The sequence below is a fragment of the Halopelagius fulvigenes genome (genome assembly GCF_042662625.1).
Taxonomy (GTDB): domain Archaea; phylum Halobacteriota; class Halobacteria; order Halobacteriales; family Haloferacaceae; genus Halopelagius; species Halopelagius fulvigenes.
In genome coordinates this window covers 59,451-77,104 of the sequence record NZ_JBHSXH010000015.1, presented here as the reverse complement: position 1 = coordinate 77,104, position 17,654 = coordinate 59,451, and the positions used below count along the sequence as shown (strand labels likewise).

Annotated in this window: 15 protein-coding genes and 1 tRNA gene; 4 read left to right on the top strand and 12 right to left on the bottom strand. The window is 60.0% G+C overall.

The window, feature by feature from the left end; genetic code table 11:
* Window positions 1–20 precede the first annotated feature (20 nt).
* From ACFQEV_RS10270 to ACFQEV_RS10255, 4 genes are all read right to left on the bottom strand, one after another.
* Window positions 21–842 carry a mechanosensitive ion channel domain-containing protein gene (locus tag ACFQEV_RS10270; RefSeq protein ID WP_379695526.1) on the bottom strand — a complete coding sequence of 274 codons (822 nt, stop codon included), beginning with the start codon at window positions 840–842 and terminating at the stop codon, window positions 21–23.
* Window positions 842–1,657, bottom strand: a complete 816-nt coding sequence (dacZ, locus tag ACFQEV_RS10265) for a diadenylate cyclase (protein ID WP_379695524.1) — start codon at window positions 1,655–1,657, stop codon at window positions 842–844. The genes ACFQEV_RS10270 and dacZ overlap by 1 nt, the downstream gene beginning before the upstream one ends.
* Window positions 1,658–2,009: 352 nt before the next feature.
* Entirely contained in the window at window positions 2,010–3,092 is a 1,083-nt protein-coding gene (locus tag ACFQEV_RS10260; protein ID WP_379695522.1) for a DUF7972 family membrane protein, read from the bottom strand.
* Window positions 3,093–3,376: 284 nt separating this feature from the next.
* Window positions 3,377–3,571, bottom strand: a complete 195-nt coding sequence (locus ACFQEV_RS10255; RefSeq protein ID WP_379695520.1) for a hypothetical protein — start codon at window positions 3,569–3,571, stop codon at window positions 3,377–3,379.
* A gap of 312 nt (window positions 3,572–3,883) precedes the next feature.
* Between ACFQEV_RS10255 and ACFQEV_RS10250 the strand changes: the two genes are divergently transcribed.
* On the top strand, window positions 3,884–5,065 hold the full coding sequence (locus tag ACFQEV_RS10250; RefSeq protein WP_379695518.1) for a type I restriction enzyme HsdR N-terminal domain-containing protein: 1,182 nt from the start codon (window positions 3,884–3,886) through the stop codon (window positions 5,063–5,065).
* An 856-nt stretch (window positions 5,066–5,921) separates the two neighbouring features.
* Window positions 5,922–6,791, top strand: a complete 870-nt coding sequence (locus ACFQEV_RS10245) for a hypothetical protein (RefSeq protein WP_379695516.1) — start codon at window positions 5,922–5,924, stop codon at window positions 6,789–6,791.
* 102 nt (window positions 6,792–6,893) lie between these two features.
* Here the strand turns inward: ACFQEV_RS10245 and ACFQEV_RS10240 are convergent, their stop codons facing one another.
* The 3 genes from ACFQEV_RS10240 to ACFQEV_RS10230 form a co-directional block, all read right to left on the bottom strand.
* Window positions 6,894–10,805, bottom strand: a complete 3,912-nt coding sequence (locus tag ACFQEV_RS10240) for an Eco57I restriction-modification methylase domain-containing protein (RefSeq protein ID WP_379695514.1) — start codon at window positions 10,803–10,805, stop codon at window positions 6,894–6,896.
* Window positions 10,806–10,826: 21 nt separating this feature from the next.
* Window positions 10,827–11,687 (bottom strand): site-specific integrase, encoded by an 861-nt coding sequence (locus ACFQEV_RS10235; protein WP_379695512.1) that lies wholly within the window; start codon window positions 11,685–11,687, stop codon window positions 10,827–10,829.
* A 50-nt stretch (window positions 11,688–11,737) separates the two neighbouring features.
* Window positions 11,738–11,822 (bottom strand) — tRNA-Leu (locus ACFQEV_RS10230).
* 83 nt (window positions 11,823–11,905) lie between these two features.
* Between ACFQEV_RS10230 and ACFQEV_RS10225 the strand changes: the two genes are divergently transcribed.
* The gene (locus ACFQEV_RS10225; RefSeq protein WP_379695510.1) at window positions 11,906–12,214 is read left to right on the top strand and encodes a cyclin family protein; all 309 of its coding nucleotides are present in this window, start codon (window positions 11,906–11,908) and stop codon (window positions 12,212–12,214) included.
* Window position 12,215: 1 nt separating this feature from the next.
* Here ACFQEV_RS10225 and ACFQEV_RS10220 read toward each other — a convergent pair whose 3' ends face one another.
* The 5 genes from ACFQEV_RS10220 to ACFQEV_RS10200 form a co-directional block, all read right to left on the bottom strand.
* Complete coding sequence (locus ACFQEV_RS10220; protein ID WP_379695508.1) at window positions 12,216–12,740, bottom strand: phosphopantetheine adenylyltransferase; 525 nt, start codon at window positions 12,738–12,740, stop codon at window positions 12,216–12,218.
* An 86-nt stretch (window positions 12,741–12,826) separates the two neighbouring features.
* On the bottom strand, window positions 12,827–13,411 hold the full coding sequence (locus ACFQEV_RS10215; RefSeq protein WP_379695506.1) for an ArsR family transcriptional regulator: 585 nt from the start codon (window positions 13,409–13,411) through the stop codon (window positions 12,827–12,829).
* A 51-nt stretch (window positions 13,412–13,462) separates the two neighbouring features.
* Window positions 13,463–14,539 (bottom strand): glutamate--cysteine ligase, encoded by a 1,077-nt coding sequence (locus ACFQEV_RS10210; RefSeq protein ID WP_379695504.1) that lies wholly within the window; start codon window positions 14,537–14,539, stop codon window positions 13,463–13,465.
* Between the two features lie 109 nt (window positions 14,540–14,648).
* Window positions 14,649–15,302, bottom strand: a complete 654-nt coding sequence (locus tag ACFQEV_RS10205) for a fibrillarin-like rRNA/tRNA 2'-O-methyltransferase (RefSeq protein ID WP_379695502.1) — start codon at window positions 15,300–15,302, stop codon at window positions 14,649–14,651.
* Window positions 15,299–16,147 carry an NOP5/NOP56 family protein gene (locus tag ACFQEV_RS10200; protein WP_379695500.1) on the bottom strand — a complete coding sequence of 283 codons (849 nt, stop codon included), beginning with the start codon at window positions 16,145–16,147 and terminating at the stop codon, window positions 15,299–15,301. The genes ACFQEV_RS10205 and ACFQEV_RS10200 overlap by 4 nt, the downstream gene beginning before the upstream one ends.
* Before the next feature lie 235 nt (window positions 16,148–16,382).
* Between ACFQEV_RS10200 and ACFQEV_RS10195 the strand changes: the two genes are divergently transcribed.
* Window positions 16,383–17,645, top strand: a complete 1,263-nt coding sequence (locus ACFQEV_RS10195; protein ID WP_379695497.1) for an arylsulfotransferase family protein — start codon at window positions 16,383–16,385, stop codon at window positions 17,643–17,645.
* Window positions 17,646–17,654 lie beyond the last annotated feature (9 nt).

Genomic DNA, 17,654 nt, shown 5'->3' with positions numbered 1-17,654 from the left:
CGGAGGCGCGAGAGGCGGCGTTACGACCGGACGCGGACGATTCCTTCCTCGAACACCTTCTGGTTCGGGAGGATGTACTCCTCGTCGTCCGTCTCGATGCGGGTGACGAACAGGTCCACCTCTTGGACGATGCCCTTCGTCTCGCCGACGCGGATCCGGTCGCCTATCGCGTACGGTTGGTTCAAAAGCAGGAACGTCCCGGCGGCCCCCGATTTCAGCAGGTCCGCGAACGCGATCGCGGCGAACACGACGAGTGCGAACAGGTACGCCGCGAGGGCGACGACCAACGCCTCCGTGGCCACCCGGACCTGCGAGAGGGCGATGAGCGTCGCCAGAAAGAAGATGGTGTACTTGGCGATAGCCGGGATGATGCCTATCTGCGGGAGTTTGACGCCGCGCAGTCGCTCCGTGATGAGCAGTTCCACCTTGTCGCCGACGAGGATGCCGATGATGAGGATGACCACCGCGAAGAACAGCATCGGGAGGAACCCCACGACGCGACTCCAGAACTGATTGGCGTAGTCCACGTCGGACAGGGAGAGGGCGGCCAACACCGCGACGCCGATGACGAAGTAGCGGACGAGCCACCCCAACAGCTCTACCGTCGACGTGTCGAAGTCGCGCGCGGTTCGCTCGAAGGCGGTCCCCTCGATGGCCTCGGGGATGCCGAGTCCGTCGAGGACGCGCCGGGTGAGCGACCCGAGGACGAACGCGATGACGACGCCCACGAAGAGGACTGCGAGCGCCAACCACGCGTCCCTCGGGACGGCGTTGAACAGTTCTCCGAGGACGAACCCGTTGCCGTTGCCCGTCCCGGCCTGTGCGAGTGTCGCCCCGGCCATCAGTGCCCCTCCGGGTCGATTTCGAGAATCATCTTCCCGCCCTTGAACGCCCGAACGAGGCCGTCGGACTCCGAGAGGACGATGGACGTCGCGTTCGTGTCGCGGGTTATCGCCGCGCCGGACATGTGGCGCGCGCCGAGACCCTTGGGGATGTCGACGCCCTCGGCGGACGGTTCGAGGTAGCGGTACGCGCTGACTATCTTCCCCGAGTCGGAGATGACGAACGCGCCGTCGAGGCGGGAGAACTCCTTGAGCATCACGTTCACGATGGGGTCGCCGACGTGGACGTGGGACTTCTCGAAGGGGTTGTACGAGAGCGGTCGGGACTTGTTCATCACCTTGCCGGCGTCGCCGACGACGAACAGTGCGCCGACGGGCTTGCCCTTCTGGCCCTTCTTCCCGAGCTCTATCGCCACCTCGAACACGTCGCGGATGACGCTCGGGTCCGCGCGGGAGTTCGCGAACAGGTCGAAGATACCCGACCGCATCCCCTCGCTGACGCGGACGCGGATCACCGAGTCGATGTCGCCGTCGAACACCGAGACGCTACAGGCGACGGCGTCGCCGTCCTCGACGAGTCCGTGTTCCATCGCGCCCTCGACGCCGAAGCGGATCCGGTCGCGGACGTTGTCGAACTCCAAGGGGAGTTGGACGTACGTCTCGGCGTCGACGACGTTCTCCGGCGCGACGACCACCACCGGGACGTCGGGGTCCGCTTCGACGAAGCGTTCGTAGAACGAACTGCTGGGGGAGAACAGGAACAATCCGTCCACGTTCTCGACGAGATCTCCGAGGAGGTCCGATAAGGCCGCCATCGTTGATACGTCAGCGCCGGTGTGAAAAAGAGTTGTGGGCTGTTCTCAACAGTGAGAGTCAGGGAGAAGTCGGTAGCGCGGCCTCCGCTCGGCCGATCGGCCGTTTCGGGAGTTCTCCGCGTCGAAAGTCGACGAAGCGGACGAGCGCTCGGCGGTCACATCGCCGGCCGGACGCTCCGGTCGAGGTGGAACAGGTTCTCGGGGATCCACTCGGCTTTGCTACCGGCCAGTCGGTCGTGCGTGGGACCGGAGTCCGACAGGCGACTCCCAGAGGACAGCGGTGAGCGATACGCCAACACCGACAGAAAGCGGAGGAGTAGGGGAGCCGCCGGTCACCACCGCTGTCCGCTAGTTAGCGACCGTGACCAGGGCCGTCTTCGGTTCGTTCCCCCTCTTTCCCCGCGTCGAACGGCCCGACGAAGAGCGTCGATCGTGACATCGCCGCGAGGCGGAACACGTAGGAGATGAGCAAGACGAACGGTGCGAGAGCGACCGACACCGCTCCGCTGACGAACAGAAGGCGCCTTTCGATTCCGAAGGCCTGTCCGGGGAAGACCCCCGGCCCGTAAATCTGGGACGCACAAAACGTCAGGATAATCGCCGGCAGGCCGGTGTAGAGGAGTCCCTCGGAGAGGCGGATGTACTCTTCCCGGATGTAGACGGTCTTCAGGTACTCACGGGCGACCGTGTACTGTCGCAAGAGTTCGCGCATCTCGTCGAACGCCTCCGTTACCGGGTCCGTGAACGAATCGTCGTGGGTCTTGCTGATACGGCGAATGGACCATATCTTCTCCGAAATCGAAAACCGCAGCGCTGCCGATATCACGTCGAACTTCCCGAACCGACCGGAGGAGAGGAGCGGAGAGACGCTCTCCGCTTCGTCGATAGCCCTGCGCGTGAACGCGGTAGTTTGCCGTTCGAAGGCTCGGTCACCGGTACGGGACGCTCCCTCTTCGAGGTGCCTCGCTTGGTCGTCGATGGCGTCGAGCAGTGCCGCGAGAAACGCTGCCGGAGAGGTGGGGCTCACCTCCATTCCCACGCGGTCTTCCACCTCTCGCCGCAGGTCGATCGACTGGTCGAAGCGTTCCTGTTGGTCACCCACGGGCCCCAGTCCGGGCGAGAGAACGAGTTGGTTGATCGAGAGGACGATGACGACGACCGAAACTATCGCCTTCAACAGTTCGACCAGAACGGTCCCCGGCGAAACACCCTCCGTCAAGAAGGCTCGGACGGGGACGGGGCCGAACGAACCGATAAGAACGATCGCGACGAAACTCGCGCTCAGAAGGCTCAGCGCCACAGCGTAGCGGTTCGCATCGAGTAGAAACCATCTCTTCGTTCGAAACAGTCGGCGCTTGGCGGTGTTCCGCGGCGGAGCATCGAACGTGGCATCGTCGATTTTCCGAATCGGTTGAGACGAACCCTCGTCGGGCATACTACTTCGGAAACGAACCCCGTACCATTGGACCTTCGGGCGGCCGTCCCTTCACCGTCGAGAGAGGGCGGGTCCGGGAAGTCGACGAGGCGGCTTGTCGCCCTCCCTGGTGGGACGGCGGTCCGTACGGCGGACTCGTGCTCAGTATTCGGGCGTTCGTCCGGCATCGGCTGCTTTTTCGGTCAAACGAGGCGAGAGAATACCGGGACGGCGGAGCCGTCGAAGCGTGTGTGACCGGATTCGAACCTCGGTGTTCATCTCCGACCCGACGCCGCCGGACGGACTCAACACCGCTCACCCCAGTCCCGCCAGTCGTGGGTGTCGTGCAGGTGAGCCTCGATTTCGATTCCGCACCCCGAACAGTAGAACGCACCCCCCTGATAGCCGGGTTGGAACTCCTTCTCCTCTCCGTGTTCGGAGCACCGTACGCGGATTCCCCGTTCCGGCCCGTCCGGCCGTTCGATTTCGTACGTGGTCATCGGTCACTACTACCAGACCCGATGGTAATACCCTATCGTGCGGAAGCGTGAGAGTCACGGGACCGGATTCGAATTGGTGGGCCAGATGGGACCATGGCCTAAACACCCTAGGCCATTACTCGACACCTTGGAGTGGCTATTCCCATCTTCACCTCGGCATCACCAATATAACCGGTAACTGTTATGATCGCTTCTCCAAGACAGCGCCAGTTGCTATTCCTGTCCTTACTAATCCGAAGGGGGCGCTGAGGGTTGGTTCAAAGGATCGAAACCCACCACATTATTTGTAAACGCTGGAAAAACAGCCATGGTATGGATCAGGACGAGGTTAATGAGTACGTCCAGAGGTCTCTCCAACTCATCGAAGCCTCACCCCAAATGGACGAACAGAATACAAAGGTACGCCTCGTCCAGCCGTTTCTCGAACTCCTTGGGTGGGACCTCTATTCCACGGAGGTCGAACTGGAATACACGATTCCGATGGCCAGCGGTAGTACGCATGTAGATTACGCTCTGCTCGTCGGAGAATCCCCCGTCGTATTCGTTGAAGCGAAGCCGGTGCGTTCGGACCTCACCGAGAGCGAGGTCCGTCAGTTGAAGAGTTATATGCGACAGGAACTCGACGTAGATTGGGGTATTCTGACGAATGGGAAGGAGTTCGAGGTCTTGACCAAAGGGAGAGATGCGACCAACGGAGAGGAGGTGTCGGTCGTCCGCTTTAGCCTCCAAGACCTCACCGAGAATCCGGGAGTCTTAGAACTGCTCTCAAAAGAGTCGATTCGGTCGGGAAAGGCAGATGAAATCGCAGAGCAAGTCGCCCAGACTAACAGAGTCATCAGCAACCTCATCGAGGAGGAAGACGAAGTCGCTGACGCGGTCTCAGAAGCAGTTGAATCAGAGGTCGGAGAGTTCCCGATGGACCTCGAAGAACAGGCACGAGAGTTCGTTCAGAGCCTGGTCTCTGCTCTCCGAGAACAGCGACGGTTCGTGAGTGAGAATCCACCGTCGAAAACCGATGACCCTCCAACTACCTCATCGGGTGAATCAGATGCTCTACAACCGCGGGCAAACAAAGTCGTGGGTAAAATTTCTCGGGCAGAAATCGAAGGGAATCCAGATGACGAAGTTGCCGTATTTCCAATGCAAGAATCCGGGTTGGTCTTTTTGAAGGAAAATGCTGCGTGGGGATTCGTCAGAGTTGGACGTGACATAAACTACGTTGCAATGTATCAATCAGGCGATGTCGGAGAAGTCCGGTATTTTGCCGAAGTAGATGAACTTGTGGACCCCTTTGAAGCGGACTTAGAGCGTTCACCTCTCGGTTACGGGGACAGAGAGAGCATTGAGGACGGGAAAATGGTCGTGAAGTTCAAGCCGGGAACGTTGCGTGAACTCGAAGACCCGGTTCCGTTTGAATCGAAGTATCCACAGGCCCTTCGGTACACAACCCTCGGGAAAATAAGGGAGGCAGAGACGACTGATGACCTCTTTTGAACAGTGGTTGCACCTCTACTGAGAATCGAAGCGTAGTAACCCGATGAGGCCATCACCGTTACGTCTACTCGGTTAGCGCATCCTCTGCCTTTTCACGAAGATGCTCTGCCCTTACTCGAACAGTTGGATACCGAGTTTCGTCGTCCTCTATCTCGTTCATCTCGTCCAGTAAGAATGCGGTCTCTTGCGGGGTGAGTTCCATGCAATTCCTTCGAGTGAAGGGCCTTAACCCTGACATTTGATTCTTTGAGTATTCTGCATCGCTCGCTTGCTTCGGCGACCGAATATTACGCAGTATCCTTCTGGTGGAACACCGTGTTCGAAGAACGTGCTGTAGTAACGAGCAGGGTCATCGGATTCCTACTCGAAGTATTCTAACGAGTAGTTCCCTGAGGGGATACCCTCTGTAGTAACCTTAGAGTATGTATGAGACACAGGTGACACACCTAACTGGAATCTCCGATAGTCTATCCGATGACCTCGGCAGCAGAACGCGCAGAGCGCGCGCAAATTGCCACAGTCGCGACCGACCGAATTGAGAGTGTGTTTAGTCACGAACGGATGGAAGCCATCTCCAATCGAACGAGAATCTCTCACGGGGACCTCAACGAAGAGGTGGGGGTTAGCACACGAACGGGAAAGGGGGGCGCGAAATTTGGTAAATCGGCCTCCCCTATTTTCAATAAAATTGGCTACGATTTTTACCGTTTTACTCCTAAGGTTAGCGGAATGATTCGCTCGTTGGAATTAGGCAAGACAAGTCTGCTAAGCGGCAGGGGTTCTTAGAGAGGACTACACGCTAACTTAGAGGCTGCCCAATCAGACATATTTTCACCATGAATGTAAAATATGGAACATGGCTAACAGACTAATTTCACGGGGGGCCATATCTATTGCCCTCTTAGCAGTTATGGGTTCAGCGTATATATTACTCCAAGTATTCCAAAATGAGGGATACTCTTCGGGAGTAGCCTCTGGAATCGCTACATTAGGATTGGTTATCGTCACGATAGTGTATGCTTGGTCTACTGGTAGACTCACACTCCTTACACAAGAACAGGTAAAAGCCACAAAGGCAGCGTATGCACCAAATTTGAATGCCTCAGTTAACTTCTCTGGGGACAAACTTGAGGCTGAAATCAAAAATACTGGGAATGGACCTCTAAAATCACTAACTTTAGATTTTGATATCGTACATAATCAGACACTCTACCGATATAGAGCCAATTTCGAATCTGATGTAGGTCCAACATCGTCAATAACAACTCCTGGAGATGAGAAGGTTATTCTCACTCCTAAATTTAGAGTCAAGGTAGTTGAAGAAAAGAAGGATATATGGGAGAAAGTGAGGTCCTTTGTTAATGGCGACTTCCAGACCTCAGTTACAGGACTGGCAAATGACAAGAAGTACGGGGACTTAATTCAGGATTTGCGTCCAGGTGAGGTTAACCTGGAGGAGGCATACCTACCAATATACGTTACATTTAGATATACGGATATTCTGGAAGAAAAACAGTATACAGAAAAGGAGATGCAGGGTCAGGCAGCCTCATTAAGAGAAGATTCTTTAGGCGATTCAATTTCTGGTGCTTACGGGTTTATGTACTCTACCTACGATTTTCCAGACACACGTAAAGAATATCTTCGAAATGCTATATTCGGAGAGGGGGATGGCTACACGAATAAATCCACATACGAGGAGACAATTGAGACAGAGAGCGTGTGAGGTAGAGTCGGCTCACATTATTGGGTTGGGAATCCTGTATTTTGACCCCCTTCAACGGACTGCTGAACCCAGCGCGATAATCGAATATACAAACAAGCAGAATTAGAATACTTCCAGGTAGTCCTCTACGACTTGGCGCTCGTTATCCGTGAGGTCGAATAACTGGTATACTGCATCATCAATCTCTGCTTCAAGTTCGTCAATGTCCGTCTGTTCAACCTCCACCCGGTCGTCTTCCAGTCGAGTCAGTAGTTCCTCTACGCCGTTGTCGCTCTGTGGGATTGGAATAGTCGTCTCCTCACCACTCTTGACGTTCCGACCGTTCACGGCGGCGTGAACGTACTCCGCTCGCATCTTCCGGGCCTCGCGGTCATCGGAATACATCGCAGGGTGGCTAATGGTGTCGGACCGTCCGGCTTGCACCGTGAAGTCCCCCTCTACATCACCCTGCACGTCGGCGTTCACCGGATACCGGCGAGTCTGCCACTCGTAGTTGATGTAATCGAGTTCTCCGTCATACTCGCCAAGGTACGCCTCGGGGAAGCGATTGGTCTTGCTGTCGAGGTCGATAGTTTCGACTATTTTCTCGGCCTTCTCGCGCATCAATCCGAAGACGCCAGCAGTGTCGTCAGTGACGCAGGGAAGTTTCTCGACGTATTGGGACCGGTACTCGTAGTAGCCACCCATCTTGACCGTCGTGATGTGTTTGAAATAGAAGTCGATAGCCTTCGAGTTCAGTTGGCAAGCCATCTCCTCGGTGAGGTCACGGTACGGCTTGTCCAACTCAATACCGTAGGCAGTTTTGAAGTACCACATCCCATCGCTATCTATCATAAACCGCGAGTTTTTCGAGATATGAGCGCCGATTATTTTCGGCTTCTCGAACCGTTCGTGACTCTTTGGGTAGATGAAGGCATACCAGTCTTCTCGACTGTCCATCCGGCCACTCTCACGGCTTTCTAACTTTCCTCGGTGAGCCTCAAAATACTGCCACGTCAGCGGAAGTTCTTGTTGTAGATACTCGGCATCGTATGCCTTTGTGGTCGCTTCATCTCCCTCTCCTTCGACATAGTGGGGGAGAATAACATGAAGGCCTGACCACTCTCCCCGCCACCGCTCAACGTCTTTACCCTTTAACCACGGACACAGCAGGTCTGTCTCAATTTCGTATTCTTGATTTTCGCCTGTGGGAACGACCCTGACAGTGTCTCCACCATCATCCGGCTCAATACGGTCAGCATTGACCGGTTTGACCAAATAAACCTTGTTTGCACTTGTTTGTGTTCCTGCGAAGATTGCGTCGGTGATTTCTCCGAAGTTGTCGGTGCTACGGGACTCCAATTTCTCGAATACTTGCAACTCCTCGGGAGGCATAAACGGCCAATATCCTTCCTCCGAGAGTTTCCTTTGCGGGAAGTCGAACACGTCAATGAACTCGTCACTGTATCCCGACTCACCCCGATGCTCGCGTACCGACTCAATGACGGCCTCGTCTACTTCCCGGTCATTCTCCTCGTCCGTGTTCGCCTTTACACGGACACACCGAATCTGGTTCTCTTGGCGGGCGGCCTCATCGGATTCATCCTCAAGGATTACGATGGCGGGGTAGTTGGTCGCGTCCTCGAACACTCCAGAGTCACGGAAGTCGTAGAGTTCCTGAATACGGCTGTCTTCGAGCAGGACCTTCCGCAGACCCTCGCCGTAATCCGTGACCATGAACTGATTTGGGGTAATGAATCCGAGTTTCCCCGTGTCCGCTCTTAGCCAGTCGAGGCCGCGCTCGTAGAAGGGACAGTAGATGTCGTAGTTCCCGGTTGTCGCGTCGTATAGGCGACTCATCATCTCCTTCTGCTTGTCCGGCAGGTTTTGGATTCGGACATACGGTGGATTTCCGACCACGTAGTCGTACTCCATGTAGTTCTTGACGACCAAGGCCAAGACCGTGTCCTCGAACATCTTGAACAGCCGACCGTCGTTGTGTTCTTCTTTGAGGTAGCGAACGTTCTCCAGCATATCGTTCACGTACTCCTCGAAGAAGTCCTCTAAGCCGTCGTACTCTTGAGAAGTGTACCGGTTGATGCGGGATTCAAGTCCACCGCTGTATGTCCAATCCCAATCAGCGGTATCGTCGAACTCTGCCATGTGGTCTTTGACGGTGTCCAATACACCTTGCAGGGCCGCGAAATACTCCCCGAAGTTCTGTACATCCGTCTCCGCTCGAATCGTCGTGTAGAGCGGCATACGGACTCGACGGACGAGGAATCCAGCCTCGGTTTCTATCCCGTCTTCCTCGTCCACTTCGACCGGGAGCGGAACGGGGACCATGACCTCCTTCTCGTCTTCATCCCACGCATCGAGCGGCGACTGCCAACTCTCGGCGTCTCCGGTCCCCAAGTTCACCCCGGAGAGTTTCCGCTCGTTTCGGAGCGAATCAGTTCGGTAGATGGGCAGCCGACGCAGGGTGAAATTGGGATTACTTCGTTTCGCTTCTCGGTAGGCGGGTAACACTGCGACGACGAAGCGAATCTGTGCCATGAGGACGGCGAACGGATGGATGTCGAGGCCGACGATACGAGGACGGGTACAGAGGTCACGGAGACGCTCCTCCCAATCAGGATTCTCTTCGTAGCGATATATGTCCTCAATATACCGCTCTACAGCCTCCACGAGGAACGTCCCTGACCCACAAGCAGGGTCAATGAGTCGCTTGTTAGAGACACCGCGCTCGTAGCCGACGCCATCCATGATGTAGTCGATGACTGGTTGCGGTGTGTAGAACTCTCCGAGTGCCTTTCGCGTCTCCGGGTCGAAGTACCGTTGGTAAAGGTCCCCAAGCAGGTCGCCTTCGACGTTAGAAAAATCGAACCGAAGGATATTGAAAAACACCTCTGCAACAGCTCGACTGAACCGGTCTCGGGTAGCCGCACTAATCCGTTCAACACTGCCTGTACCCTCTGCGACAGCAGCGAACTGATTCGCGCCAGTCGCGTGTTGTCGGGAAAGTTGTTCCACGTACCCGTCGGTCCACCAGACAAAAATGTCGTCTTGGAACAGACCTTCGACTAACTGTTCCTGCATATCGTCAATGAGGTTATCCGCTGCGACCGGGAAAGCGTCAAGGTTGATAGAGTCACTAAAGCCCTGAAGTCCATGGAAATAGTCCTCCATCCCATTGTACCCGGTTCCTTCGAAGAATTCGTGGTCCTCGGTCGCCTTCGTCAGAAGCAACCGCGCGAGCATGGCGTGAGCGCTCTCCAAGCAGAACATGAAATCACGCAGTGATTGCTTTCCGTCGATGAACGGGTCCCAAGAGTCGGGGACTTCGTCTGGTTCGCTTGCGTAAGTTGCTTCCCAAAAGTCGTACGCCCCCTTCACGAACTTCTCTTCCTCTTCGTCACGGAGTTCATAGAGAAGGTCCATCATTCCCGTGACGAGGTCCGCGAAGGGGCTGTCTTCTTCGAGTCGGAAGGTGTCAAAGAAGTGAGCCTGTCCGAGTTCGGCTTGCTCGTCTAATGGGATGGGGTCGAGGTTAGACAGAAATCGGTTCACGTGGTCCGGGTTCGTGAGGTCGAAGTTCCGTTTTCGGAGCGAACTGACGAGGTCACGAGCGTCGCTTTCGGTTGCCGAGTCGAGGGGGATAATCAGGATAGGAGAAGATTCTCCACGACGATAGAGCCTCAATTGTTCTCCGTTGGTCAACACGCCGAACTCGGCGCGGAGGTAGTCCATATAGTGGAACAGTTGCGACTCGTGAGGCGGCAGGTCACGACCGGTTGTCTTGAACTCGTAGACTGCTGTAACCGCCTCGCTTGAATCGAGAGTGATGTAATCGGGCCGCCTGTCGTCCGGAAGCGTGAACTCGCTACGAATGTCTGTCCCGGTTCCCTCATAGTCAAGTGCGTCATAGAACTCGTGTTCTAAGAATAGATTTTCAACGTCACGCTCGCTCATGTCGCCATTGACCTGTCCGGCGATAGCTTGGAGCGAGTTATGTAGAGCCGAGGCGTCTGCCATTAACGGCCTCAACTCAATAGGCTATGATAAAAGTAGCCGAGATAGCGCAGTTGCAGTTCGCTCCGTGAGGCTGACGGTCCAGTTGCCCTCGTTCTTCGAGGACTCGTCTTTCGGGATACGGAGAATCCCGTTCTTCGTATCTACCCACTCCGTCCGAGCGTTGCGAACCTCGTTGGGCCGAAGACCGGCATCAAGGCTGGTCCAGACGAGGGACGTGATTTCCCAGCCGTTCACCTCGCCCCAGTCATCGCGTGTCACCTCGTCGTAGGGCTTACCGAGTGCGTTCGAGATGTAGAGTTTCCACCTGTTGCACTCCTCTGCGGAGAGGGAATCGTAAGCAGGGATGTTTCCCTCGTTGAGGGCCGCCTGCCGGATAGCGCGGCGTTCTTCGCGTGTGAGGAAGTCCTGTGGCTGGTGGTTGCCGCCGGACCCGTCGAACGAGTACTCGAACTCCCACTCGTCGTACCCGTACTCGTGGTGGAGCCACTTCGAGAGGTGCTGGAGTCCTTCCTGCGCCTTACCCTTCATCACCTGACTCTTGTCGGAGAACGCCAACCAGTCCATGTAGGCGGCGGCGTCATCGGATTGAGGCGGGTATCTGTACTCGTTCTTCTGCTCCCATAGCCACAGGTCGAAGCGCGCAGTTCGGTACGCCGTGGAGTAAACGGTGTACGGAGAGTACCCTTCGGCCTTCTCGGGGGTCTTCCCAACCTTCAACAGCCATGACAGGAACCGGACTCTCCTGTCTTTGTAGTCTACAAGTTGCTTCTCGTTCAGCGCCCGGTCGTGCGATTTCGGCACTACGGGGATGGGGCGTTCGATGTCCAACTTCCTGTTGGTGAAAACGTTACAGCGCGAGAGCGTGATTGGCAGGTCTTCCATTGTGGGTCTCCTGCCGAAGTGAAAATCGCAAGACGCGGCGGAGCCGCGTATGCGCGGGACCGGATTCGAACCGGCGGACCCCTATGGGACAGCGTCCTAAGCGCTGCGCCGTTGGCCAGGCTTGGCTACCCGCGCGCACTCCCTGCTAGCCCCATCGAGACAATCAAACTGTCGTTCCGCGCGGAGGGTTCATGTACGATGGCGCGCAACGAACTGGCATGTACAGCGCCAGGGACCGAGTCGAGAACGAGGAGTGGCTGACGCACATCGAAACGGCGGCGGACAGACTCGAACTCGGCTCCGAAGCGCGGTCCTACGCATCGGATATGTTCCTCTCGCAGATACCGGCGTCCGACCGATCGAAGAAGGCCATCGCCGCCGCCAGCCTCTACGCCGGGGCTCTCATCGCGGGCGAAGAACGCTCACAGACGGACGTCGCGGACGCCGCCGACGTCACTCGGCTGAGCATCCAACAGCGGTGGAAAGACATCCTCGAAGACGCCGGGTTCCGCCCGCCGTCGTGGTGAATTAGGAGTCCGCGTCGCCGTCACCGTCGTCGTCTACCGGTTCCATCGCGTCGCGCCCCTCGCGTTCGGGCGTCACGTTCCCGTGGCGGTCGATTTCGCCTTGGACGATCCGCGTCGAGGAGATGCGCTCGCCGTCCTCGGCGACGACGTGGTCCACCACCTCCACGTCGAGGGGGTCCAGACCGCGCTCCTTTCGAATCTCGTTGACTCGCTCCGCGCCGTCGGTCGTCTCCGGGGAGACGATGAGGGCGTCGAACTGCGGTTCGGTGGCGATGCCGGTGGGTTCGGTGAGTTCTCGAACCTCGAAGGAGCGGTCGTGCTCCTCCGCGAGGGGTTCGAGTTCCTCGACCAGGCGGCGGCGTCGCTCCTCGAACGACCGGACGTAGCGGTCCACGTGGCGGGTCTCGGGCGCGAGTTCGTCGCTCGTGAGACCGACGGTCACGTCGCCGAGTTCGAAAGCCCGCTCGAAGAGTGCGACGTGGCCGTCGTGGACCGGGTCGAAGGTCCCCCCCAGCGCGACGTTCATATCCGGGCGTCGGCCCGCCGCGACTTAAACAGGTCGGCTCGGAAGAGAGAGACCGCGCCGCGTCGGCAGCCTCGGCGGCGAACCGGTCACTCCTCGGTCGCTTGCTCGACGGTGATGGTGACCGGTTCCGCGTCGCCGGCGGCGTCCGCGCCGCCGAGACGCCGGTCGAGGTTGAACACCGTGTTCAACTGCGACTGCACCTGCCCGACGACCCCGTGGACGAGTTCGCTCGGCGGGATGGCCGTGTACTCGTAGGGGTTGTTGCCCGCGCCGGAGTTCTGCCGCTTCCGGCGGACGACCGTCTCCTCCTCGTGGAGTTCCGCCAACGCCTCGCGCACCGTGCTCGGGTACAGTCCCGTCCCGTCGGCGACTTCCTCGCTGGTCGAGTGAGGGTGCTGTCGGAGGAACACGTAGATTCGAGCGCGCGTCTCCGTGTCGAGAAGCCACGCCAAGAGGTCGACGATTCCCTCGTCGAACTCCTCTACGGCGCGGTCGGCCTCCGCTTCGAGACGCGTTCGCGGCGAGCGTTCCGTGGTCGATTCGGCGGCGGCTACCTCGTCGGTGTCATCAGAACGCGAAGCGTTCTGGTTGTCTGACGAGACGCTCTGCGCCTCGTCAATGTCGGCAGTCCCCGCATCCGTGGCGTCGTCGTCGATATCGTCCGCAGACATACTGTTCTATCAACAGGGACAAAACCGGACCTTGAAAAGTTTTCCGTGGCGTCAGTCGAGACATAGGTCGAGACAGAGGGCGTCCAACCCCTCCGACTCGTGGATTCGTCGCTGTCTCTCCGCGCCGCTTTCTCGACCGTACACCTCGCGGAGGCCGGTGACGCCGAGTCTGTCGCACTCCTCGGCGATGAACGATTCGAGGGAGACGGTCCCTTCGCCGTCTCGGGTGATGAACTCCGCGTCGTGGCCGTAGCGCATCGCGCGCCACTTGTTCTCGTCGAGGAGTTCCCGGCGGACGTCCGCGCCCGACTCGCCGTCCTCGTAGCGGTCCGCCAAATCGAGGACGAGTGCGTGGACGTACTCGACGAACGCCATCGTGATTTCGGGGTCCGCCTGCCCGTCGGGGGTCCGGACCTCGACGGTGCCGTGGCCCGTGTGGGGGCGCACGTCGTACCACAGTTCGCCGCGGTCGTTTATCGACCCCGACTCGACCATCCGGCGTTCGAACCGCCGGTACGCCTCGAAGTCCTCGAAGTGCGTCGGCATGCCCGTGTTCGGGAGGTTCTCGAACACCTTCGCGCGGGCCGACGAGAGGCCGGTGTCGAACCCGTTCCAGAACGGCGAGTTCACGGAGAGGGCCAACACCGGCGGGAGGTACCACCGGAGTTCGTTCGCCACCCACGTCGCCTTGTCCGCGTCGTCCACGCCGACGTGGACGTGGAGGCCGGCGGTCGTGTTTCGGTGCTGCGGGTACTGGATGCGGTCGAGTTGCGCCTTGTACCGCGGTTTCGTCGCGTGGTCGAGTTCCCGCCACTTCGCGGCGGGGTGCAGACCCGCCCCGGCGATGCGGTAGCCGTACTCGGCGGCGTGTTCGACGAGTGCCTCGCGGACGGCGCGGACGTTCTCTTCGGCCTCGTCGGGGTGTTCGATGAGGGGCGTCTGCGTCTCGATGGTGAACTGAAACAGTTCGTGGTCCAAACGGCCTTCGAGTATCCCCGAGGGTTCGTGGTCGTATATCAAGTCCGCGATGCCCGAGGTGGGGTAGCCCTCGGCGTCCACGATGTAGAACTCCTCTTCGACGCCGAGCGTACCCATCCGGTCGAACGCGTCCGCGGACCCTAGCTCCATCGCTCCGTCGTTCGAGACGGTCGATTAAATATGTCGTGGACCCCGGCGAGGGGGACGATCGAACGCGCGCGGCCGTCCGACCTCACTTCGGGCGGGCGACGTCGCAGCGTTACATGCTACGGTCCGCAAAACGCGGTTTCGCGACGACGCCGAGGTGGTCGTCGTGGTACCGGTCGAGGCGCACCGTCTCCAGAATCTCGTACCCCTCGCGCAGTTCGTCGGTGACCCGTTCGAACACGTCATCGGGGTCTTCGAGGACGTCCTCGCTTCTGGCCTTGACCGCCGCGAGGAGGTGGCCGCCCTCGGCGAGGAACCGCCTGTTCCGGAGGGCGACGGTCGCCTGCCCCCGCGTCGCCACGTCTTGGACAATGCAGTCCACGTTCGCCTCAACGACGTGCGCGTACGTCTCGGGCTTCCGCGCGTCCTTCAGCAGGGGGAAGAGGTTCTCGCGGTCCTCGGCGACGCCGACCAAGTCGCGGACGGGGCGCGGCGCGAACTCGACGGCGTACGTCGGCCCGGCGAAGTCCGCGACGTGCGAGACGGTCGTTCCGGAGGCCGCGCCAAGGTAGAGGACCGTCTCGCCGCCCTCCAACCGCGTCTCGACGCCGAGTTCGAGCATCGCGCCGAGTTTCGACCGGCCCGCGTCCCACGCGCGCCACCCCTCGTCGGTCGGTTCGCCGTAGACGGTCGCCCCCCGCGTCGCCAGTCTCTCTCGGCCGTCGAACGTGCGGCGTTCGACGCCCGCGGGCAGGGAGTCGCTCACTCGCCCGCCTCCCGCGCCCGGATGGTCTCGATTCGCTCCCGCAGTTCCTCGTGGAGTTCCGGCCGGAAGTCGCCGGCGTAGTGGTCGATTCGGGCGGCGATGGCGAGTTTCCCGGCGAACGCGCGGGCGGCGGATCCCCGATTCTCGGGGTGCGTCCCGCGGACGTACTCGTGGGTGAAGATGACGCCGTGCTTGGGCGAGGACCCGCGGCCGCGGAGGTGCGCGAAGAGGGCGTCCTCCGCGCCGAGGACCTGCACGGTCCCGGAGGGCTTCTTCGCGAGCGATTCGAGGCCGCCCGCAAGGGCGACGAGTCGCGCCGCGAGGACCGGCCCGGCCATCTCCGAGAGGTTCGGCGCGACGGTGGGCGCGCGCGTCTCGATGAACGCCCGCAGGTCGTCGCGTTCGTCCGCGAGGTCCGCGACGCGTTCCGCGAGGGAGACGACTCGCTCCTCGACCGGCGTCTCGGCCTCCCTCTCGGCGATGTCGCGCGCGCCGTCGACGCCGACGCCCGCGTCGTCGTACAGCGTCCCGGCCCACTCCGCGAGGCGTTCGGCGAGTTCGTTCGCCGTGCGTTCGGCGTCGTCCATCGCCCGGACAGCGTGGACCAGTTGCTTGTCGTCGGCGCGTTCGCGTTCGGCGGCGGAGTTGCGCGCCGCGTCGATAGCCGCGGCGCGGAGTTTCTCGTAGTAGTCCGCCTCGTCGGCGGCGAACCCGGCGTCTACGGCCCGCGTCGGCCAGTCGGCGGGCGTCTCCGCGCGGCCCTCCCGAATCGCCGTCGCCGCCGCGCCGTCGCCGGCGTCCGCGTTTTCGAACCATCCCGCCTCCGCGGGGGTTCCGTCGGTCATACGCACTCCTTCACGTCGGCCTTGTATATGCGTTCTCGATGCGGTCGCACCGCCGTCGGCCCCGCGCCTCGGCGCACCGCCTCCGTAGACTCCCCGTTTTTCGTCGGCGGTGACGCCGGTACCGGTTCCCTAGCCACAATAGTCAACAGGTTCAGAGCCGACCTACGACATCAGGTCGAGACCACAGAAGATGTTAGGACCGGTGAGACGGAATCGGCGTCGGTTCAGGGTGGTCGTGCTCTCGTTACTACTCGTCGGTGCGGTTCCAGTTCTGACGGCGACCGCCGCGGAGGCCGACCGGACGACGGACCCCTCGATGGAGTCGGGGCCCGGGGCGGTGACGGCGTACACCATCGACGCGACGGGGCCGAGCCAACTCGTCGCGTACGGTCCCGACGGAGAGCGAATCTACCGGGAACGGACGTTCGACATCTACCACGACGTCGACCCGAGTTCCGAGGGGGCGCGGACGGTCACGTACGTCGCCAGCGAGGGCGTCGACCCGTCGCGGTGTGCGGCCGAGGAGTGCATCAGGAACGTCGTGCGGCGGGTGAACCTCACCACGGGCGAGTCCGAGCGACTGTACTCGGTCGTCAGTCCCCGCGTCGGGTCATCGCAGATTCACGACGTGGACCGAGTCAACGAGTCGGTGCTGCTCGTCGCTGACATCAGGACGGGCAGAGACGGGGTGTACATGGTGAACACGACGACGGACGAGGTCATCTGGGAGTGGCGAGTCCGAGAGGCGTACGCGAAGGAGAGCGGCGGGAAGTACCCCGGAGACTGGTCGCACCTCAACGACGTGGAGTACCTCGACGACGGCCGCGTGATGGCAAGCCTCCGGAACATGGACGAAGTCGTGTTCATAGAGCCCGGAGAGGGGATGCTCCACAACTGGACGCTCGGCGAGGATGATAACCGGAGCATCCTCTACGAACAGCACAACCCCGACTACATCCCGAGGGAGCGAGGCGGCCCCGCCGTCGTCGTCGCGGACTCGGAGAACAACCGCATCGTGGAGTACCAACGAGAGAACGGGACGTGGACGCGGACGTGGCGGTGGCGGGACGCGCGACTCCGCTGGCCGCGCGACGCGGACAGACTTCCGAACGGGAACACGGTCCTCGTCGATTCGCACGGGAACCGCATCTTCGCGGTGAACGAGACGGGGAGCGTCGTCTGGCGGGCGGACGTTCCCGACGGGGTGTACGACGCGGAGGTGCTTCCGACGGGCGACGAGAGCACCGGCGGCGAGAGCGCCGCGCGACTCGACTACGCCGACCGCCGAGTCACCCTCGCGGACGGGCCGGCGTCGTGGCTGACCGTCCGCGTCACCTCGCTGGTCCCGAGCGTCATCCTCAACGGCGCGCTCTTCGCGCTTCCCGGGTGGGTTTCGGCGGCCGAAGCCGTCGGGATGCTGTTCCAACTCCTCGTCGTCGTCGGGTGGGCGGCGGTCGAAGCGGCTCTCGTCTGGACTGGCCGAAAAAAGGGAGACTGACGGTGCTGA